This window comes from Burkholderia cenocepacia (assembly GCF_014211915.1).
In the GTDB taxonomy this organism is placed as follows: domain Bacteria; phylum Pseudomonadota; class Gammaproteobacteria; order Burkholderiales; family Burkholderiaceae; genus Burkholderia; species Burkholderia orbicola.
Map to the genome: position 1 here is coordinate 770,310 of NZ_CP060040.1, position 19,063 is coordinate 789,372.

General features: G+C 68.5%; 18 protein-coding genes. 9 read left to right on the forward strand and 9 right to left on the reverse strand.

The genetic code is table 11. The annotated features are described in order from the left end of the window. The first annotated feature begins 42 nt into the window (after nt 1–42). On the forward strand, nt 43–1,191 hold the full coding sequence (locus tag SY91_RS19915; RefSeq protein WP_006479109.1) for an epoxide hydrolase family protein: 1,149 nt from the start codon (nt 43–45) through the stop codon (nt 1,189–1,191). A 107-nt stretch (nt 1,192–1,298) separates the two neighbouring features. Here SY91_RS19915 and SY91_RS19920 read toward each other — a convergent pair whose 3' ends face one another. Further along, nucleotides 1,299–1,790, reverse strand: a complete 492-nt coding sequence (locus tag SY91_RS19920) for a 2,4'-dihydroxyacetophenone dioxygenase family protein (protein ID WP_006479108.1) — start codon at nt 1,788–1,790, stop codon at nt 1,299–1,301. Nucleotides 1,791–1,940: 150 nt separating this feature from the next. Here SY91_RS19920 and SY91_RS19925 point away from each other — a divergent pair, with 150 nt between their 5' ends. Genes SY91_RS19925 through SY91_RS19935 form a run of 3 tightly spaced genes read left to right on the forward strand, consistent with a single transcriptional unit; the run spans nt 1,941 to nt 4,040 of the window. Continuing rightward, complete coding sequence (locus SY91_RS19925) at nt 1,941–2,429, forward strand: MarR family winged helix-turn-helix transcriptional regulator (protein ID WP_006479107.1); 489 nt, start codon at nt 1,941–1,943, stop codon at nt 2,427–2,429. Between the two features lie 37 nt (nt 2,430–2,466). Then, nucleotides 2,467–2,802: a hypothetical protein gene (locus SY91_RS19930; RefSeq protein WP_185921317.1), complete on the forward strand. Its 336-nt coding sequence runs from the start codon at nt 2,467–2,469 to the stop codon at nt 2,800–2,802. Then, entirely contained in the window at nt 2,799–4,040 is a 1,242-nt protein-coding gene (locus tag SY91_RS19935; RefSeq protein WP_185921318.1) for an MFS transporter, read from the forward strand. Before SY91_RS19930 ends, SY91_RS19935 begins: the two co-directional genes overlap by 4 nt. A 24-nt stretch (nt 4,041–4,064) precedes the next feature. On the opposite strand, the gene SY91_RS19940 is transcribed toward SY91_RS19935, so the two are convergent. Then, complete coding sequence (locus SY91_RS19940) at nt 4,065–5,015, reverse strand: LysR family transcriptional regulator (RefSeq protein ID WP_034174818.1); 951 nt, start codon at nt 5,013–5,015, stop codon at nt 4,065–4,067. Nucleotides 5,016–5,120: 105 nt separating this feature from the next. On the opposite strand from SY91_RS19940, the gene SY91_RS19945 reads away from it, so the two are divergent. Continuing rightward, on the forward strand, nt 5,121–6,476 hold the full coding sequence (locus SY91_RS19945; protein WP_006479103.1) for an aspartate aminotransferase family protein: 1,356 nt from the start codon (nt 5,121–5,123) through the stop codon (nt 6,474–6,476). A 50-nt stretch (nt 6,477–6,526) separates the two neighbouring features. Further along, nucleotides 6,527–8,044 (forward strand): CoA-acylating methylmalonate-semialdehyde dehydrogenase, encoded by a 1,518-nt coding sequence (locus SY91_RS19950; protein WP_006479102.1) that lies wholly within the window; start codon nt 6,527–6,529, stop codon nt 8,042–8,044. 126 nt (nt 8,045–8,170) lie between these two features. On the opposite strand, the gene SY91_RS19955 is transcribed toward SY91_RS19950, so the two are convergent. The 4 genes from SY91_RS19955 to SY91_RS19970 all read right to left on the reverse strand — a co-directional run bounded on the left by SY91_RS19955 (nt 8,171) and on the right by SY91_RS19970 (nt 11,878). Then, on the reverse strand, nt 8,171–8,545 hold the full coding sequence (locus tag SY91_RS19955; RefSeq protein WP_006479101.1) for a hypothetical protein: 375 nt from the start codon (nt 8,543–8,545) through the stop codon (nt 8,171–8,173). A gap of 282 nt (nt 8,546–8,827) precedes the next feature. Then, on the reverse strand, nt 8,828–9,760 hold the full coding sequence (locus SY91_RS19960; RefSeq protein ID WP_124476370.1) for a DMT family transporter: 933 nt from the start codon (nt 9,758–9,760) through the stop codon (nt 8,828–8,830). 127 nt (nt 9,761–9,887) lie between these two features. Further along, complete coding sequence (locus SY91_RS19965; protein ID WP_196222401.1) at nt 9,888–10,820, reverse strand: AEC family transporter; 933 nt, start codon at nt 10,818–10,820, stop codon at nt 9,888–9,890. Nucleotides 10,821–10,993: 173 nt separating this feature from the next. Then, a complete protein-coding gene (locus SY91_RS19970; protein ID WP_230463065.1) occupies nt 10,994–11,878 on the reverse strand; it encodes a LysR family transcriptional regulator in 885 nt (294 codons plus the stop codon). A 375-nt stretch (nt 11,879–12,253) separates the two neighbouring features. Between SY91_RS19970 and SY91_RS19975 the strand changes: the two genes are divergently transcribed. Next, complete coding sequence (locus SY91_RS19975) at nt 12,254–12,631, forward strand: nuclear transport factor 2 family protein (RefSeq protein WP_006482852.1); 378 nt, start codon at nt 12,254–12,256, stop codon at nt 12,629–12,631. A gap of 24 nt (nt 12,632–12,655) precedes the next feature. On the opposite strand, the gene SY91_RS19980 is transcribed toward SY91_RS19975, so the two are convergent. Continuing rightward, on the reverse strand, nt 12,656–13,456 hold the full coding sequence (locus SY91_RS19980; RefSeq protein ID WP_077179272.1) for a helix-turn-helix transcriptional regulator: 801 nt from the start codon (nt 13,454–13,456) through the stop codon (nt 12,656–12,658). A gap of 132 nt (nt 13,457–13,588) precedes the next feature. Here SY91_RS19980 and SY91_RS19985 point away from each other — a divergent pair, with 132 nt between their 5' ends. Both SY91_RS19985 and SY91_RS19990 read left to right on the forward strand, forming a co-directional pair. Beyond that, a complete protein-coding gene (locus SY91_RS19985; protein ID WP_006479095.1) occupies nt 13,589–14,995 on the forward strand; it encodes an APC family permease in 1,407 nt (468 codons plus the stop codon). Between the two features lie 72 nt (nt 14,996–15,067). Then, nucleotides 15,068–16,177, forward strand: a complete 1,110-nt coding sequence (locus tag SY91_RS19990) for a P1 family peptidase (protein ID WP_185921320.1) — start codon at nt 15,068–15,070, stop codon at nt 16,175–16,177. A 156-nt stretch (nt 16,178–16,333) separates the two neighbouring features. On the opposite strand, the gene SY91_RS19995 is transcribed toward SY91_RS19990, so the two are convergent. Continuing rightward, a complete protein-coding gene (locus tag SY91_RS19995; RefSeq protein WP_012338215.1) occupies nt 16,334–16,546 on the reverse strand; it encodes a hypothetical protein in 213 nt (70 codons plus the stop codon). A gap of 137 nt (nt 16,547–16,683) precedes the next feature. Then, nucleotides 16,684–18,867, reverse strand: coding sequence for an FUSC family protein (locus SY91_RS20000; RefSeq protein WP_185921321.1), 2,184 nt, complete (start codon nt 18,865–18,867; stop codon nt 16,684–16,686). Nucleotides 18,868–19,063 lie beyond the last annotated feature (196 nt).

Below are 19,063 nucleotides of genomic sequence, written 5' to 3' on the forward strand. Positions count from 1 at the left end.
AATCGCGCAGAATCTCGTCGACATGTTTCGCGAGGAGACACGATGCACGCCGAACCGTTCGACATTGCGATACCCGATCAAGCGCTCGACGATTTGCGGCGGCGCGTGCGCGACACCCGCCCGCCCAACCTGACGCCCGCCGAGCCGTGGCAGCAGGGCGTCGACGGCGCGTGGCTGCGCGAACTGGCCGCGTACTGGGCCGACGGTTTCGATTGGCGTGCAGCGGAACGCGCGCTGAACCGGCTGCCGCAGTTCGTCGCGGACATCGGCGGCCAGCGCGTGCATTTCGTGCATCGGCGCGGCACCGGCCCGAAACCCTATCCGCTCGTCGTCACGCACGGCTGGCCGGGTTCCGCATTCGAATTCCATGCGCTGATCGATCGCCTGTGCGATCCGGCCGCGTTCGGCGGCGATCCGGCCGACGCCTTCGACATCGTCGCGCCGTCGCTGCCCGGCTTCCTGTTTTCTCCCGCGCCGGCGGCGCCCGGCACGTCGGCGCTTCAGGTCGCCGACTGCTGGGCGGCATTGATGGCCGGCCTGGGCTACCCGCGGTTCGGCGCGCAGGGCGGCGATCTGGGCGCGGGCGTGTCGGTCGCGCTCGGCGCGCGGCATGAGGGCGTGGTCGACGGCATCCATCTGAACTACCTGCCCGGCAGCTACGACCCGCCGATCGACGCGGCGCGGCCGCTGACCGACGACGAGCAGGCGTTCCTGAAGCAGCGCGGCGAGTGGACAGCGCTGGAAGGCGGGTACGCGTACGTCCACATGACGAAGCCGCAGACGCTGGCCGTCGCGCTCAACGATTCGCCGCTCGGGCTGGCCGCGTGGATCGGCGAGAAATTCCGTGCGTGGAGCGATTGCGACGGCGACGTCGCGCGCCGTTTTTCGCGCGACACGCTGCTGACGGGCATCTCGCTCTACTGGTTTACCGGCTGCATCGGCTCGTCGATGCAGATGTATTGGGAGAACCGGCTGCAGCCGATGCGGTTTACGCCCGGGCAACGCCTGGCGGTGCCCGTCGGCTTCGCGCGCTTCCCGAAGGAAATCAGCCGCCCGCCGCGCAGTTGGCTCGAACGCGTATTCGACGTCGTGCAGTGGACCGACATGCCGAGCGGCGGCCATTTCGCGGCGATGGAAGAGCCGGATCTGCTGGCCGACGATATTCGACGGTTTTTCAGGCGTTTTCGATAACAGGCGGGCAAGCCTGGCGGCGGAAACGAATACTGGAGGACGCTCGCGCGTGACGGAGTTGACGAGAGCGGCACGATGCGCGTCGCGTCGCCTGTCTTGCCGCGTAGTTACCGCGTAACGAACGCCGTGGCCGCATCCGGCGCCGTACGCGCATGCTTGCGCTGGCGCAGCAGCGCGACGCGGCAGTTCTCGCGCGCCGTTTCGCGGCCGTCGTCGTCGAGCAGCACGAGGTCGCCGCGCATCACGTTCAGCGTGATCACATCCTCGCCCGGCGCGCCGAGCGTCTCCGGCGTATGTACCGAGCCGGCCGGTTCGAGCACCGTCGAACCGGCGTGCGCGACCCAGTCGTATTCGCGGTAACGCCACGCACCCTGCAGCGTATGGACGAATACCTCGCCATCGTGACGATGGCGCGGCAGCATGCCGCCGGCCGGCATCTTCAGCAGCGCGGTCAGCGTGTCCTCGGCCGCATTGATGTGCAGGTACTTGATCGCGAGCCCCGGCAGGTCGGCGCTCATCGGCAGCCACGGCAGCGCGTCGCCGGGCAGGCACGAGATCGGCGGCAGGTCGGTGGAGAGCGGGGCGGACGGCTGCGTCATGGCGGAAGGCGGTGCGGAAACGAGAAGCCCGCATTATCGCAGAGCCGGAATGCGTGGCCGAACAGGGGGCGGCGTCGCGCCGAAAGCATGCGTGGCCGCCCGATCCTGACACGATGAAATATACAGTCAAACTGTACAGTTTGACTGTCGATGTGCTATCTTGAATTCATGAACTCGCCATCGTCTTCCCCCGACACCCTCCCGCTGGCCGGTCTCGCCGGCGAACTCCGCATCTCGGTCGGCAAGCTGATGCGGCGGATGCGGGAGCAGACCCATCCGAACGACCTCACGTCCTCGCAGAAATCGGTGTTGCTGCGGCTCGATCGCGACGGCCCGGCGACGGTATCGGCGCTGGCGCGTGCCGAAAGCGTGCGCCCGCAGTCGATGCGGGTGACGGTCGCCACGCTCGAGGCGCTCGGCGCGGTCGCCGGCGCGCCCGATCCCACCGACGGCCGGCAGACGCTGATCGCGCTCACGCCCGGTTTCCGCAAGGTGCTGCAAGCCAATCGCGCGGCCAAGGACGACTGGCTGTTTCGCGCGCTGCATGCGCAACTGTCGGCGGCGGAGCAGGCCGAGCTCGCGGCGGCCGTGAAGCTGCTGCAGCGGCTCGCCGAATTCGAGGACCCGGCGCGTTCGTGAACCGCTCCGGCCCGCTAGCCAAAAGGACTACCTGCACATGAACCTCCTGCACCTCGTGTCGTACTTCTTCGGCGGCGCGTTTCTCGCGAACGCCGTGCCGCATCTCGTCAGCGGGCTGCGTGGCGAGCTGTTCCAGACGCCGTTCGCGAAACCGCCCGGCCGCGGGCTGTCGTCGTCCACCGTGAACGTGCTGTGGGGCGTCGTGAATCTCGTGATTGCCTATGCGCTCATGCGTCGGGCCGGCGATTTCGACCTGAAGATCACGGCCGACGCGGCGGCGTTCGGTCTCGGCATCCTCGCGCTCGGCCTGTTCCTCGCGCGACATTTCGGCGCACTGCACGGCGGCAACGAGCCCGACCGGGAGCGGCCGTGAGCGTGCCGGCAGCGGGCGTGTTCCGCTCGCTTCGCAGCTTCAACTACCGCGTATGGGCGATCGGCTCGCTGGTGTCGAACATCGGTACGTGGATACAGCGCACCGCGCAGGACTGGCTCGTCCTCACGCAGCTCACGCATCACGACGCGTCTGCGGTCGGCACGGTGATGGCGCTGCAGTTCGGGCCGCAACTGCTGCTGTTGCCGTGGACCGGCTACGCGGCCGACCGCTTCGACCAGCGCAAGCTGCTGATGGCGACGCAGGCGCTGATGGGCGCGCTGGCGCTCGTGCTCGGCGTGCTGACGGTCACCGGCGCCGTGCGGCTCGAGCACGTGTATGTATTCGCGTTCCTGTTCGGCTGCGCGTCGGCGTTCGACGCGCCGGTGCGGCAGACTTTCGTCGCGGAACTGGTCGGCGACCGCGAACTCGCGAATGCGGTCGCGCTCAACTCGACGTCGTTCAATGCCGCGCGGATGGTCGGCCCGGCGGCGGCCGGCTTCCTGATCGCGTCGGTCGGCACCGGCTGGGCGTTTCTCGCGAACGGGCTCAGCTTCTTCGCGGTGCTGGCGTCGCTGTCGCGGCTTCGGGAGGACGAACTGCGCACCAATGTGCGGGCAAGCCGCTCGCGCGGCAGCCTGCTAGACGGATTCCGCTACGTGTGGCGCCGGCCGGACCTCACAGCCATCCTCGTGATGCTGTTCCTGATCGGCACGTTCGGGCTGAATTTCCAGTTGTTCATTTCGACGATGGCCGCCAGCGTGTTTCACGTCGATGCGCGCGGGTTCGGTTTCCTGTCGTCGATGATGGCGGTCGGCACGGTCTCGGGCGCGCTGCTCGCCGCGCGCCGCGAGCAGCCGCGTTTCCGTCATCTGTGGATCGGCGCGGCGCTGTTCGGGCTCGGCTGCGCGTTCGCCGCGCTGGCGCCCGGCTACTGGTCGTTCGCCGCCGCGCTGGTGCTGACCGGCGTCGCCGCGATCACCTTCATGAACTCGACCAACAGCCTGATGCAGCTTTCCACCGAGCCGGCGATGCGCGGCCGCGTGATGGCGCTGCGTCTCGCGGTCGCATTGGGCGGCACGCCGATCGGCGCGCCGGTGGCCGGCTGGGTCGCGAACCATCTCGGCCCGCGCTGGGCGCTCGGCCTCGGCGCGGCGTCCGGCTTTGCCGCGGCGCTCGTCGCGACCCATTTCGTCACGCGCAAGCGGGCGCAGCCCCGCGCATCCGACGACGGGGCCTGAACGAACCCGAACCGGAAGCCGCCGCTATGCCGCCGGCAGCGTCCCCGCATGCGCGGCTTCGAGGCACGACTGGAACAGCAGCGCGGCCCGCGACGGCCGCGGCGAGCGCCGCAGCAGGCTCACGAACCGGCACCGGTAATTGAACCGGTGCGGCGCGATCGGCTGCATCAGCCCCTTGTTTTCGAAACTCTCCGCGTAGTGATCGGGCAGGAAGCCGAGATAGCGGCCCGACAGAATCAGCGTCGCGATCGATTCCTGGTCCGACGCGGTCGCGCTGCGCGTGAGCTTCGCGCGATGGCTCAGCTCCATGTTCGGCGAATGGAAGCCGAGCCCGGCGAACGCGTGGTTGCGGACCGTCGTCCACGTGAGCTTGCCGTGCGGCGCGTCGAACAGCGGATGCTGGCGGCCGCAGTAGAGCAGCATCCGTTCGTCGAACAGCGCCGAATACACGAGGCTGCCCGAGTTGCGGTGCGCGGGAATGATCCCGACCTGGTAGCTGCCGTCGATCACGCCGCGCTCGACCTCGTTGATCGACGCGACGTGCAGGTTCAGCGCGACGGCGGGCGCTTCGTCCGCGAATTGGCGGATCGCGTCGCCCAGGCGCGCATTCGGGTTGGTGGCCGTCTTGTCGAATACGGCGATGTGAAGTTCTCCGCCCATCGTGTCGTGAATGCCGTCGATCCTGCTGCGAAATGCTTCCATCGACGCGAGCAGCCGCAATGTTTCCTCGTACACCGTCTGCCCCTCGGGCGTCAGGGTGAAGCCCGCGCGGCCGCGCCGGCACAGCACGAGGCCAAGCCGCGTTTCCAGATCCTTCACGTGCCGGCTGATCGTCGAGATGCCGATATTCAGTTCCAGTTCGGCCGCCGCCATCCCGCCGCACTGCACGACGCCCTTGAAGACCCGCAGCAGGCGCAGATCCATGTCGCTGAGCTGTCCGAGCAACGCGCGGCTCTTCGGTTTCTTTGCTTGCATATTTGAGCAAGTGAACATTGATATTGCGATATTCAAAAGACTAATTGGCGTCCCGACAATGCGCAACATCAACCCGAGGAGGAGGGGCGCGCCGCGCCGACCGACATGACCGACATCACCACCGCCCAGCACGACGACACGAACCTCCGCACCGACGCCGCATGGCTCGATGCGCACTGGATGCCGTTCACCGCCAACCGCCAGTTCAAGGCCGATCCGCGGCTGATCGTGTCCGGCAAGGGCGCGTACTACACCGACGCCGAAGGCCGCAAGATTTTCGACGGCCTGTCGGGCCTCTGGTGCACGGGCCTCGGTCACGGCCGCACGGAAATCGTCGAAGCCGTGAGCCGCCAGGTCGCACAGCTCGACTACGCGCCGGCGTTCCAGTTCGGCCATCCGCAATCGTTCGAGCTCGCCAACAAGATCAAGGAACTGACGCCGGCCGGCCTCGACTACGTGTTCTTCACGGGCTCGGGCTCGGAAGCGGCCGACACGTCGCTGAAGCTGGCCCGCGCGTACTGGCGCGCGAAAGGCAAGGGCACCAAGACGCGCCTGATCGGCCGCGAGAAGGGGTATCACGGCGTGAATTTCGGCGGCATCTCGGTCGGCGGGATCGGGCCGAACCGCAAGCTGTTCGGGCAGGGCCTCGACGCCGATTTCCTGCCGCATACGCAACTGGCCGAGAACAAGTTCTCGCGCGGCATGCCCGAGCACGGCGCCGAGCTGGCCGACCGCCTGCTGGAACTGATCGCGCTGCACGACGCGTCGAACATCGCGGCCGTGATCGTCGAGCCGTTCTCCGGCTCGGCGGGCGTCGTCGTGCCGCCGAAGGGCTATCTGAAGCGCCTGCGCGACATCTGTACCGCGCACGACATCCTGCTGATCTTCGACGAGGTCATCACGGGCTTCGGCCGGGCCGGCGCGATGACGGGCGCCGACGCATTCGGCGTGGTGCCGGACATCATGAACTTCGCGAAGCAGGTGACGAACGGCGTGCAGCCGCTCGGCGGCGTGATCGCGACGAAGGAGATCTACGACACGTTCATGGCCGCGGGCGGCCCCGAGTACATGCTCGAGTTCCCGCACGGCTACACGTATTCGGCGCATCCGGTCGCGTGCGCGGCCGGCGTCGCGGCGCTCGACCTGCTAGTGAAGGAAGACGCGGTGGCCCGCGTGCGCGATCTCGCGCCGCATTTCGAGGCGGCCGTGCACGGGCTGAAGGGCCAGCGTCACGTCGCGGACATCCGCAACTACGGGCTGGCGGCCGGCCTGACGATCGCCGCATTGCCGGGCGAGCCGGCACGGCGCCCGTACGAGATCGCGATGCGCTGCTGGGCGAAGGGCTTCTACGTGCGCTACGGCGGCGACACGATCCAGCTCGCGCCGCCGTTCATCGCCGAGAAGCGCGAGATCGACAACCTGGTCAACGCGCTGTCCGACGCACTGAACGAAGTGGACTGAGCGATCGCTCGTCCTCACGCGACAACCGAATTCAGGAAAGAGCCCCAGACATGAAACACGACAGCAATGTGACCTCCACCGTCGGCCACCTGATCGACGGCAAGCGCGTCGACGGCGGCAGCCGCGTCCAGCCGGTGTTCGACCCGGCGACCGGCGAATCGCGCAAGAGCGTCGCGCTCGCCGACAAGCTGACCGTCGAAGCCGCGATCGCGTCCGCGCAGGCCGCGTTCCCGGCGTGGCGCAACACGCCGCCGCTGAAGCGCGCCCGCGTGATGAGCCGCTTCAAGACGCTGCTGGAAGAGCATGCCGACGAGCTGTGCGCGCTGATCACGGCCGAGCACGGCAAGGTGCTCGCCGATGCGATGGGCGAACTGCAGCGCGGGATCGAGAACGTCGAGTACGCGACCTATGTGCCCGAGTTGCTGAAAGGCGAGCACAGCAAGAACGTCGGCCCGGCGATCGATTCGTGGAGCGAGTTCCAGGCGCTCGGCGTCGCCGCCGGCATCACGCCGTTCAACTTCCCGGTGATGGTGCCGCTGTGGATGTGGCCGATGGCCGTCGCGTGCGGCAACACGTTCGTGCTGAAACCGTCGGAGCGCACGCCGTCGTCGACGCTGCGCATGGCCGAGCTCGCGCTCGAGGCCGGCCTGCCGCCGGGCGTGCTGAACGTCGTGAACGGCGACAAGGAAGCGGTCGACACGATCCTCACCGATCCGCGCGTGAAGGCCGTGAGCTTCGTCGGCTCGACGCCGATCGCCGAATATATCTACTCGACCGGCTGCGCGCACGGCAAGCGCGTGCAGGCGCTCGGCGGCGCGAAAAACTTCGCGGTCGTGATGCCGGATGCCGATATCCCCAACGCGGTGAACGCGCTGATGGGCGCCGCATACGGCTCCTGCGGCGAGCGCTGCATGGCGATTCCGCTGGTCGTCGCGATCGGTGACGAAACGGGCGACCAGGTCGTCGCGGGGCTGAAGGCCGAGATCGAGAAGATGAAGGTCGGCCCGGGCAACGGCGCGGGCGTCGACATGGGCCCGCTCGTCACGCAGCAGCATTTCGAGAAGGTGACGGGTTTCGTCGAAGCGGGCGTGGCAGCGGGCGCGACGCTCGTCGTCGACGGTCGCGGCGTGAAGGTCGACGGCCACGACGGCGGTTACTACCTCGGGCCGTGCCTGTTCGACAACGTGAAGCCCGGCATGCCGATCTACCAGCACGAGATCTTCGGGCCGGTGCTCGGCGTGATTCGCCTGAAATCGCTCGACGACGCGATGGCGCTGATCGATGCGCACGAATACGGCAACGGCACCTGCCTGTTCACGCGCGACGGCGAGGCCGCGCGCTACTTCAGCGACAACATCCAGATTGGCATGGTCGGCATCAACGTGCCGCTGCCGGTGCCGGTCGCGTACCACTCGTTCGGCGGCTGGAAGCGTTCGCTGTTCGGCGACCTGCACGCATACGGCCCGGACGCCGTGCGGTTCTACACGAAGCGCAAGACGATCACGCAGCGCTGGCCGTCGGCCGGCGTGCGCGAAGGGACGGTGTTCAGCTTCCCGTCGAACCGCTGAGTTAACGCGCGCACCGGCTGCATACGGCCGGTGCGACGCGCGGAACTGCCGAGGCCCGCCCCGATCGACGATCGGGGCGGGCCTTTTACGTGCTGGCGAAATGCACGGAGCGCGGCGAAAGCAGGCTTACGGCGCGACCACGTGCCACACGTTCTTGAAGTTGTCGCCGTTGCGCTCGCCCTGTTTCATGTCCTTCGAGAAGAAGTACAGCGGCTTGCCCTTGTACGCCCATTGCGGGCTGCCGTCGTCGCGCTTGACGATCGTGTAGGGCCCGACCGGTACGTCGGTCGCGCTGGCCTTGTACGGCGGCCAGAGGGTTTCGCATGGGCCTGTGCAGGCGCTGGTGCCGGCGTTGGGCTTGTCCTTGTCGAATGCGTAGACGGTCATGCCGTTGGCGGCGACGAGCGCGCCGTTCTCGACTTTCGTGATCGAACCTTGGGCCGAGGCCGAGGCGGACGCCATGGCGAGCAGGACGGAGCTGACGAGCAGCGCAGCTTTCATGTGTGCCTCCTGGTAGTCGGTGTGCGGGCGCGATCGCGTGCACGGGCGAGCGTGCGCGACGACCGCGGTGAATGGCGCCGGAACGCAAGGCCGTTGCCGCGGCGGGCGACGCACGGTCGAACGGCGGCAAACGGGGGCGCTTCATTCACGATAGGCGGTTTTTGGCGGGGCTGCGAGAAGATCGGGGGGCGTATCGGCCCGACGTATGCAGCACGCAACGGCATGGCGGGCGCCTGCATCCGTATTCGGCATCCGTCCCCGAACGCGGCGCACGCCGACGCATCAGCGGTTCGCGCGATTGGTCAGTGCGACGCCCGCGATCACGAGTGCGCCGCCGGCCAGCATCGACGGCGACAGCGGCTCGCCGAGCAGCACGACCGACAGCAGCACGCCGAACACCGGCACCAGGTTGGTGAACACGGCCGCGCGGGCCGGCCCGAGGAGGCGGATGCCCTGCGAATACCAGACGAACGCGATCACCGTGCCGACGGCGCCGAGATAGAGCATCGATGCGACGGCCTGCCACGTCAGCGGCGTGCCGCCAGTCGCCGTCGCGTCGAACAGGTGCGTGACGAGCAGCAGCGCGAGGCCCCAGAGCGCCGCGTACGTGGTGGCGGCGAGCGGCGACAGCCCGTCGAGCGCGCGCCGGCCGATCACGGTGTAGGTCGCCCAGCTCAGCACCGCGCACAGCATGAAGCGTTCGCCGGCGCCGAACGTATTGCCGAGATCGGTCAGCACGCGCAGCCAATCGCCGCGGCTGATCACGATCAGCGCGCCGCACAGCGCGACCGCGATGCCGGCCCAGCGCGACAGCGACAGGCGTTCGCGCACGACGACCGACAGCAGCACGGCGGTGGCGACCGGATTCAGTGCGACGAACAGCGCGGTGCGCCCGGCCGGCATCCGCGCGAGCGCCGCGAAAAAACACACGTTGTACAGGAAGATGCCGGTCGCGCCGAGGCCGAACGTCGTCACGATCTGGCGTCCGCTGAGTGTCGGCAGCCCGCCTTCGACCTGCCAGGTCAGCACGACCAGCAGCAGCGCGGCGATCGCGAAGCGTCCGGTGGCCGCCGAGGTCGCGGACATCGTCGCGGCGAGGATCCGGCCTGCGATGAACGTCCCGCCCCAGAACAGCGCGACGAGCGTGAGCTTCACGTAGATGGCCGCGTGCGGCCGGGGGGCGACGACGCTGGCGGGCGGGGCGGGAGCATTCATGTGGCGTGCAATCTCGAAAGGAAGCGTGTGCCGCGAGGCGTGCGTGGCCGCGCGCGGCTAAACGATGCCGAACCGCGCGATGGCCGGCCTGCGGGCCGATTCAGTGAAGGGGGCTGGGCGGGCGTCGTCAGCGGAACGCGGGCGCCGACGCGAGCGCGGTGAGCACGGCCGGCATCGCGAGCGCGGCGGCGATCGTCTGGAACGCGGTGATGCCGGCCATCAGCGGCGCGTCGCCGCCGAGCTGGCGCGCCATGATGTACGACGCCGACGAGGTCGGCAGTGCCTGGAACAGCAGCGCGACGGTCAGCGCCGCATCGCCGAGCCCGAACAGCCGGCCGGCCGCGAGCGTGATGAGCGGCATCGCCACGAACTTGAACGCCGATGCGACGCACACCGGCTGCCACCATGCGCGGGCCGCATCGAATGTCAGCGCCGCGCCCACGCACAGCAGGCCGAGCGGCATCGACGCGGCGCCGAGCGCCCGCACGGCCGGCTCGACGGCGGCCGGAAACGCCACGCCGCCGGCCTGCATCGCCATCCCGAGCGCGCAGGCGACGACGAGCGGATTCGACAGGATCTGCCGCACGAGCGCCGCCGCGCCGAGCCGCGTGTCGCCGTAGCGCGCGAAGACCAGCACGCACATCAGGTTGACGGTCGGCACGATCGCCGCGACGCAGACGGCCGCGAGTGCAATGCCCTTCGCACCGAACAGCCCGGCGGCGAGCGCGGTGCCGACATAGTTGTTGAAACGCACGGCGCCCTGGAACACCGACGTGAACCCGGCGCCGTCGACCCGCACGAACCGGCGGACCAGCAGAAGAAGCGCCGCGGCGAATGCGGTCGAACCGACCAGCGCCGCCGCGAGCGGTAAAACGGGCAACGATTGCAGCCGCGCATTCGCGAGGCCGTCCGCGAACAGCGCGGGCAGCAGCACGTAGTAGCAGAGCCGCTCGGCGTGCGGCCAGAACGCTGCGGCGATGAAGCCGGTGCGCCGCAGGCCATGACCGAACGCGACCAGCAGCGCGACCGGCGCGAGCGCGAGCAGGATCGGGCCGATCATCGGCGCGCCTTCATGCGGGTCGTGCCGGAGCGCCGGCGCGGCCGGCAGGCAACGCAGCGGAACGACGCGGGAATCCATCCGGCGGGCGACATGGCGACATGCAATCGAAAGAATGACGATGCCGCCAAGTTAACACGCGCAAGCAACAGGAATAATGGTGAATTATCGGGTGTTCAATGAGAAATTCTCATCGATGACGCGGTCACTTCGGCGGCCAGCGCGCGGGCGAAACGTTCGGCCGGACGCGACTGGTGTTCGAGCAGCACGACCGCGCGGCCCATCTGCGGCTGGCCGAACGGCAAGCGCGTGACCGGCGGCAGGCGCGCGAGCGTCGCGTCGGGGAGCGCGACGATCGCCGCACCGAGCCCGCGCGCCACCATGCGCGCGATCGTTTCCGCGCTGTCCAGCACCATCTCCTCGCGCCCCCGCACGCCGATGCGGCGCAGCTCGGCGGCGATCATCCGGCCGGCCCACGCCTGCGCGTCGAAGCGGATGAACGGCAGCGCATCGAGCAGCGCGCCCGCGTCGCGTTCCGCATGACCGGGCGGCGCGAGCAGCCAGAAGCGATCCTCGTACAGCGTGGTCCACGTCAGTTCCGCCGGATGCGGGCGCACCGGGCGCGTCGTGATCGCCGCGTCGAGCTCGCCGGCCGCAACGCGGTTCGCGAGTTCCACCGACATGCCGGCCGACACGTGCACGCGCAACGACGGATGCGCGGCACGCAGCGCGAGCAGCGCGTCGGGCAGCGGGCCGGACAACGCGGTCTGGATCGCGCCGATCCGCAGCCGGCCGACCAGCTTCTTCTCGTCGCTGAGCGCATCGGGAATCCGGTCGACCATCGCGAGCACCTGCTCGGCCTGCGCGAGCAGGATGTTGCCGGCTTCGGTGAGCACCGGCTGCCGGCGCGAACGGTCGAACAACTGCACGTTGTATTCGCTTTCGAGCGTCTTGATCTGCAGGCTCACCGCCGATTGGGTGAGGCCGATGGCTTCGCCGGCGCGCGCGAAGGTCCGGTAGCGGGCGATGGCGACGAGCGTTCTGAAGGCGCGGAGTGACATGGGCTCGGTGAGATGGGCGAACGGGGCCGGCACGCGGATTGCTCGACGATGCCGGCGGTGCAGTGGCGGCATGCCGCTCGGGGCGTCGACGACCGCCGAAGCGGACGGCTGGCGCCGGCACGCTGGCGGACATCATGCCCGTGCGTGCGGAAACGGGCAACCGACGCGCGCCCCGGTCTGCGCCGAAAGGCGCGGTGCGGGACGGGCGGATCGGCCGGTGCGTGCTTTCATGCATGGCGTCGTGCCGGACATGCACGTCTGTCCGCGCACGCGTGAGCGGCCGTGGCCGTGCGTGCCGCCCGCTTCCGTTTCATCGATGCGCCGGGGCGACGCGAGCCGTTGCGGTCACCCCGACCCTTCGCGGAGGTAACGACGATGCCAGACGATCCCGGTGAAGTCGCGCGTGCGAGCTATCGCGCGTATGTCGACAAGAACCGCGACGCGATCGAAGCGCTGATCGCGCCGGACTTCCATTTCACGAGCCCGCTCGACAACCGGCTCGACCGCGACGCGTATCTGGCGCGCTGCTGGCCGAACAGCGCGATGCTCGCAGGATTCGAGTTCGTCGACGTGGCGGTGCACGGCGAATACGTGTTCGTCGTGTACGAAGCCGTCACGACCGCCGGACGGCGGTTTCGCAACGCCGAGCGATTGCGCGTACGCGACGGCCGGATCGTCGAGGCCGAGGTGTATTTCGGCTGGTACGTGCCGCACCAGGCGCCCGATGGCGGGTTCATCGAGGCGGGCGGGTGAAGGCAGTCGCGTGCATCGGCGCACTCATCCCGCCGCGTCTTCCCCCAACGCCTGGATGAACCGCGAAAACAGCTCGGGTTGCGACGAAATCCCGAGCTTTGCGTACAAATGCCGCCGATGCACCTTCACCGTTTCCGGTGAAATCGCGAGCCGCTCGGCAATCGCCTTCGACGAATTGCCGCGCAGCACCATCCGCGCGATCGACATCTCGCGGTCGGTCAGCACGCCCGCGCCGAAGCGGGCGAGCGCCTGTTCGACGCGCGCGCCGAGATCGGCGTCGGGCGCCGCACGTGCGGCGTCGCCCACCAGCCTCCAGTGCTGCCGAATCACCGCGAGCACCCACGGCATCGCGGCCGTCAGCTTGCCGAGCGGTTCGACGTCGAAGCGCGTCGACGCACCGAGCGACAGCGACAGCAGCGTGTCGGCATTCGGCCGCACGAGAATCTGGATCTCGTCGTCGCCGACCGCGTCGCGGAAATAGCTCAGGAAATACTCGCTCTGCCGGAACAGGTCGGGCGCGACTTCCTCGAGCCGGTAGCAGCCGTCGGCGAGCCCGTCGTGCGCGGCCTGCAGGAACGGATCGAGCAGATATAACCCATTCAGGTAAAGCGGCACGGGCGACGCGGTGTCGGTGCCGCCCGTGTCGTATTCGTCGAGCACGAGCGGTACGCCGTCGCTGCCGATCGCGGTCGCCAGCGCGTTGTCGAACGGCGCCATTTCATTGAGCAGCAGCACCAGGAATCGCCAGAAGCGCGGCTGGCCGAGATGATCGATTGCGCGGCCAAGCGCCTGGTGCATCGCGATTTCGGAAAAGAGACGATCCATACCACCACCGGAAGGGCGTAACACGAAGGGGGAATAGCGGTCCTGAAATTGGCTTCCTAGACTGCCACGCAATCAATCGGGCCCGAGTATGGGCGTTCAAAAACAGGTGGCATAGGAGCACAGGAGAACGAAATGGCGATGATGTCGGAATCGACGGGCAGCGTGCAAGCGGCGCCTGCAACGGAAGACGCGCCGCGCGCGTTGTCGCAGACGCTCAGCGTGCGCGATGCGGTGATGATCACCGTATCGGGCGTGACGCCGGCCAGCTCGATCTTCGTGATCGCGCCGTTCGCGATCCAGCAGGCCGGCAGCGGCGCCGTGCTGTCGTTCCTGCTCGGCGGCGTGCTCGCGCTCGCGTTCGCGCTCTGTTACGCGGAACTGAGCGCCGCGCATCGCAGCGCGGGCGGCGAATACGTGATGGCCAAGCGCGTGTTCGGCACGTTGCCCGGCTACCTGACCTTCATCACGGTGCTGTCCGTCAGCGTGTTCATTCCGGCCGTGCTCGCGAGCGGCGCCGCGCCGTACCTGAACAACGCGCTCGGCACGCACTTCGGCAACCAGTCGGTCGCGCTGACGATCGTGCTGCTCAGCTATCTGCTCGGCATGTTGAACATCAAGACGAACGCGTGGATCACCGGCGCGTTCCTGGTCGTCGAAATCGGCGTGCTGATGCTGATCGCGGGGCTCGGCTTCGGGTCGCCGCATCGCGGCGCCGAAGTGCTGATCGCCCCGGTCGTCGCAAGCGGCAATGCCCTCGTGCCGGCGACGCTCGCGGCCATCGTGCCCGCCATCGGCACCGCGATCTTCTGCTACAACGGCTTCGGCTCGGCCGCCTATCTCGCGGAAGACCTGCGCGGCGGCAACCGCAACGTCGCGAAGGCGGTGATCTATTCGCTGCTCGTGATCCTCGTCGTCGAACTGGTGCCGCTCACCGCGATCGTGCTGGGTGCGCCGTCGCTGACGGAGCTGACCAAAAGCGCCGATCCGATCGGCTATGTCGTGCGCTCGCTGAGCAATCCGGCCGTGTCGCGTGTGGTCAGCGGCGGGATCTTCCTGTCGGTGTTCAACGCGATCATCGCGATCGTGATCACGATGGGCCGCCTGCTGTACAGCAGCGGCCGGCATGCGCTCTGGTCGCGCACCTGCAACCGCGCGTTCTCGACGATCCATCCGCGCCTCGAATCGCCGTGGCTCGCGACGCTCGCGCTCGCGATACCGTCGGCCGGGCTCGTGTTCGTGTCGAGCCTCGACGAGCTCACCGCGTTCACGGTCGACCTGCTGCTGCTGATTTATCTGGTCGTCGGGCTGGCCGCGCTCGCGAGCCGGTTCGTGCGCCGCGACGTCGAACATCATTACCGGATGCCGCTGTGGCCCGTGACGCCGCTCGTCGCGGTGGCGGGCGCCGCGTATACGCTTTACACGACGCTGGCGACCGCGACGAAACCGACCGACCTGATCATCATCGCGGGGCTGCTGGTCGCGGCGCTCGTGATGTACGTGGCCTGGGCGCGCCACAGCGAAGCGTTCCGCGCGCTCTGAGCACCGGATCGATACCTTGCGCCACCGATACACCGAACCATTGAAAAATCGAAAGACGGGAGGAATTGCATCATGCGCACGAGGGATCTCGGCATCCGCATCGGCCTCGGCACGCCGGGCCGCTTCAACGCGATCACGGACGTACCGGGTGTGCGGGTCGGACATTGCACGCTGAACGTCGAGAACGGCGACGCGTCGATCCGCACCGGCGTCACCGTGATCGAGCCGCGCGCGGGCGCCGCGCACGATTCGCCGTGCTTCGCGGGCGTGCACGTGCTGAACGGCAACGGCGACGCGACCGGGCTCGAATGGATTCGCGAAGCGGGCCTGCTGACGACGCCGATCGCCTATACGAACACCCACAGCGTCGGCGCGGTGCGCGACGCGCTCGTCGCGAACGAACGCGAAGCGGCGGCCGGCCGTGTGTACTGGTGCATGCCGGTCGTGATGGAAACCTACGACGGACTGCTGAACGACATCTGGGGGCAGCACGTGAGCGCCGCGCACGTGCTGCGCGCGCTGGCCGCCGCGCAGTCGGGGCCGGTCGCCGAAGGCGGCGTGGGCGGCGGTACGGGCATGATCTGCCACGAGTTCAAGGGCGGCATCGGCACCGCGTCGCGCGTGCTGGCGGACGATACGGGCGGCTGGACCGTCGGCGCGCTCGTGCAGGCGAACTACGGTGTGCGCGAGATGCTGCGCGTGGCCGGCTACCCGGTCGGCGAAGTGCTGCGGCATGTGCATTCGCCGTTCCGCGAAGCCGACGCGAAAGGCGAAGCCGGCATGGGTTCGATCGTCGTCACGATCGCGACCGACGCACCGTTGCTGCCGCATCAATGCACGCGTCTCGCGCAGCGCGCGAGCGTCGGGCTCGCCCGCGTCGGCGGCGGCACCGAGGATTCGAGCGGCGACATCTTCCTTGCGTTCGCCACCGGCAACGCCGGCTTGCCGGCGGTGAACTACGGCAGCAAGGGCGCGCCGACCACCGGCGTGCAAATGGTCAACAACGACCATATTTCCGCGCTGTTCGTCGCGGCGGCGGAAGCGGTGGAGGAGGCGATCGTGAATGCGCTGGTCGCGGGCGGCGACGTCGCATCGCGCGGGGCGCGGGTCGAAGGGCTCGGGCAGGCGCGCTTGCTGGATGCGTTGCGCGAAGTGGGTTGGCGGCCGGGGCGCGGCGCCTGAAACGGCAAGCGCCGCTTCAATCGAAGCGGCGTGGGGCGGGGCGGCGATGCGGCGATCGGCCGGACCGCCGTCCGCCCGCGCCTGTCACGCGTGCGGTGCGGGCCGTGGGGGCCGTGGGGGCGATATGGGCCGGGCCGTGACGACGCGGCGTCATGCTCAGCTGCCGAAGTAGATGTTGCAGAAGCTGACGGGGCCGACGCAGGCGTTCGGGTCTTCCTGCTTCGATTGCGCACGATCGACGCGGCCGGCGGCCTGGATCGCCTCGGCGCGGTTCGCCTGTTGCGGTGCGGCGTCTGCCGGCGCCGGCTGCGCGTGAGCGACGGCAGCGGTGAGCGACAGGGCAACGAGGGCGAGGTGCAGCGGCTTCATTTTGTTTCTCCTGGGTGAGTGCCAGTCTCGCTGGCAGTGAGGAAACTATAGGCTCGCACTGCTTAAAGATTAATCACCGCGGCTGTAGAGCTTATTTCCATCCGGAACAACGATCCCGTAGCGCGCGCACACATTCTTCAATGGCGGTGCCGGTTGAACGGCGCGTCCTTGTCCAGCAGCGCGCTGCGCATGAAGTGCAGGCAGCCGACGATCCTTTGCATGCTGCGGCGCGCGTCGGGCACCGCGTACCACGCCTGCAGCGTGTGCTGTGCCGCGCGGATCGCGAGATTCACCGATTTCAGCGTGCGCGCATGGCGACTGGGCGTCGGATCGTCGAAGAAGCGCGGCAGTTCGTTCAGCACCGCATCGATCGAACCGATCCAGCGCAGCGTCTGCGGCGGTTTCGACGCGCAGAACGCGTGCAGCTCGTCGCGCAGGTCGATGACCGCGTGGCCGACCTCGAGCGTCGACAGCATCCAGCGCAGTGCATCGCGATGCTGCCGCGTACGGCGCACCAGCAGCGTGCGCAGTTGCGCCATCAGGTCGTGCGTGCTCGACTGGAAGCGCTGCGCGAGGCCGTCCGGCGCGCCTTCGCATGCAAGCGTCACCTGGCGGCGCAAGTCGTGCGCGATCCGGCCGGTGAGCCAGGGCATGTGGGTCGGGAATACGACGGCGAACACGAGCGAGCACGCGAGCATCGCGACCACGACCGCCAGCCCGTTGTTGATCAGCACTTCAGGCGTATACGCGATCGTGTTGTCGGGGCCCGCAAGCAAGCAGAAGAACACCGCGAAGCCGATCCCGTAGCCGGACAACCCCGGCCGCATCGCGAGGAACGCGCCGAGGCCGAGCACCGGCGCGAGCGCCGCGCACAGCAGCGGAAAACCGTCGATGTTCGGATAGACGTAGCACAGGAACAGGTAGCCGACGGCGGTCGCGAACGCCGCCCCGACGCCCATCTGCGCGACGAACTTCGGCGCGCGCGGCGACGTCGAGCTGAGTGCGCACGCGATCGCGGTGGCGATCACCGCGAGCGAGCCGCTCGGCCATTCCGACGCGATCCAGAATGCACTCATCGCGCCGACGGCGACCACCGTGCGCAGGAAGGCGAAACCGACGAAGAACGCATTGGTTTTCACCGCGTAATGCGTGACCGAGCGCTCGAACGCGTGATCGTCCTGGTCGAGCGACGCGTACGTGTCGACGTAGCCGAGATATTCGCCGATGAACCGGTACAGCAGCTCGATCGCGGTATCGAAGTCGAGCAGGCCGCCGGCCGCATGGTCCTCGAGGGTTCGCCGCGACGCGCGCGCGGTCTTCGGCAACGCACCGTGGAAGCGGCGCAGTTCGAGCAGCGCGCCGGTGGCCGGTGCGATGCCGCGCTGGCGTTCGTCGCGCAACGCGGCGAAGCGCAGCGCGAGTGCGTCGACGTGCGGCGCCAGCGCGTCGAGCACCGCGTCCGATTGATTCGCGCGCAGCCGTTTGACGAGCTGGTGCAGCGCATGCAGCCGCGTGCACGCGTTCATGAACTCGCTGTTCAGCCGCGCGAGCCGGCGGCTGCGCGCGCGAATGTGCGGGTCCTCGAACGAGGCGAATGCACGGTTGGCTTCGAAGCCGACGATGTCGTCGACGAAATCGGCGAAGCGCCGCTCGAAATCGCCGCGCGCGACGTTGCCCGCCAGCGCGCCGGCCGTGAACGCCGCGAACGTCGCGTGGCGCGCGCTCAACGAACGCATCAGCGCCTTCGCGGAACTCAACGGCAGGATCAACGCGCTGACCGCGCCCGAGCACGCGATGCCGAGTGCGACTTCCGCGGCGCGCGTGAGCGCGGACTGGAACAGCGTCTGCGGTGTCATCACGGCCGGCAGGCCGATCAGCGCGGCCGTGTAGCCGGCGAGCACGAAGCCGTACCAGCGGAAGTGGCGGTTGCGCACCGCGAGCGCGATGCAGCCGCCGATCCACAGCGTGATGCCGGCCATGTACAGCTCCGGCTGCTGCGCGAACAACCCGCCGAGCGCGAGCGCGCCGACGAGGCCGGCCGCCGTGCCGAGCACGCGGTAGAAGCTTTTCGCGAACACCATGCCCGACAGCGGCTGCATCAGCACGAACACGGTCGTCATCGCGGTGCGCGGCTGCGACATTTCCAGACGCATCGCGATGCCCATCGCCAGCAGCGCCGCGAGCACGGTTTTCGCGAGATGCAGCCAGATCAGCCCGTCGGTCGCGGCCCAGTCGCGCGCCGCGTTGCCGAGCGGATCGAGCCATGGCCTCCATCGTGCCGGTTCGATGGAAGGTCGCTCGATCGCAGGTTGTGGCTTCATGAAAAGAGGGCCCAGGGCCGACCGGGCGAAGCGCCGCGGTGCGTCCGAACGGGTCCGTTCGACTGGTGAGGCGCCGATTGTAGGAGTGCGGCGCCCGTGCATTAACGCAGTTGCGGGGAAACGATAGTTGCAGCCGACGTAACAATCTATCGCGCGCAGTGGAGGAAAATGGCGGCTCCGCTACAGGTTGCTCACA

Bases quoted from the DNA above. Each gene is read 5' to 3' on its own strand.
- SY91_RS19915 (WP_006479109.1), top strand. From the start codon at position 43: ATGCACGCCGAACCGTTCGACATTGCGATACCCGATCAAGCGCTCGAC.
- SY91_RS19920 (WP_006479108.1), bottom strand. From the start codon at position 1,790: ATGACGCAGCCGTCCGCCCCGCTCTCCACCGACCTGCCGCCGATCTCG.
- SY91_RS19925 (WP_006479107.1), top strand. From the start codon at position 1,941: ATGTGCTATCTTGAATTCATGAACTCGCCATCGTCTTCCCCCGACACC.
- SY91_RS19930 (WP_185921317.1), top strand. From the start codon at position 2,467: ATGAACCTCCTGCACCTCGTGTCGTACTTCTTCGGCGGCGCGTTTCTC.
- SY91_RS19940 (WP_034174818.1), bottom strand. From the start codon at position 5,015: ATGCAAGCAAAGAAACCGAAGAGCCGCGCGTTGCTCGGACAGCTCAGC.
- SY91_RS19945 (WP_006479103.1), top strand. From the start codon at position 5,121: ATGACCGACATCACCACCGCCCAGCACGACGACACGAACCTCCGCACC.
- SY91_RS19950 (WP_006479102.1), top strand. From the start codon at position 6,527: ATGAAACACGACAGCAATGTGACCTCCACCGTCGGCCACCTGATCGAC.
- SY91_RS19955 (WP_006479101.1), bottom strand. From the start codon at position 8,545: ATGAAAGCTGCGCTGCTCGTCAGCTCCGTCCTGCTCGCCATGGCGTCC.
- SY91_RS19960 (WP_124476370.1), bottom strand. From the start codon at position 9,760: ATGAATGCTCCCGCCCCGCCCGCCAGCGTCGTCGCCCCCCGGCCGCAC.
- SY91_RS19965 (WP_196222401.1), bottom strand. From the start codon at position 10,820: ATGATCGGCCCGATCCTGCTCGCGCTCGCGCCGGTCGCGCTGCTGGTC.
- SY91_RS19970 (WP_230463065.1), bottom strand. From the start codon at position 11,878: ATGTCACTCCGCGCCTTCAGAACGCTCGTCGCCATCGCCCGCTACCGG.
- SY91_RS19975 (WP_006482852.1), top strand. From the start codon at position 12,254: ATGCCAGACGATCCCGGTGAAGTCGCGCGTGCGAGCTATCGCGCGTAT.
- SY91_RS19980 (WP_077179272.1), bottom strand. From the start codon at position 13,456: ATGGATCGTCTCTTTTCCGAAATCGCGATGCACCAGGCGCTTGGCCGC.
- SY91_RS19985 (WP_006479095.1), top strand. From the start codon at position 13,589: ATGGCGATGATGTCGGAATCGACGGGCAGCGTGCAAGCGGCGCCTGCA.
- SY91_RS19990 (WP_185921320.1), top strand. From the start codon at position 15,068: ATGCGCACGAGGGATCTCGGCATCCGCATCGGCCTCGGCACGCCGGGC.
- SY91_RS19995 (WP_012338215.1), bottom strand. From the start codon at position 16,546: ATGAAGCCGCTGCACCTCGCCCTCGTTGCCCTGTCGCTCACCGCTGCC.
- SY91_RS20000 (WP_185921321.1), bottom strand. From the start codon at position 18,867: ATGAAGCCACAACCTGCGATCGAGCGACCTTCCATCGAACCGGCACGA.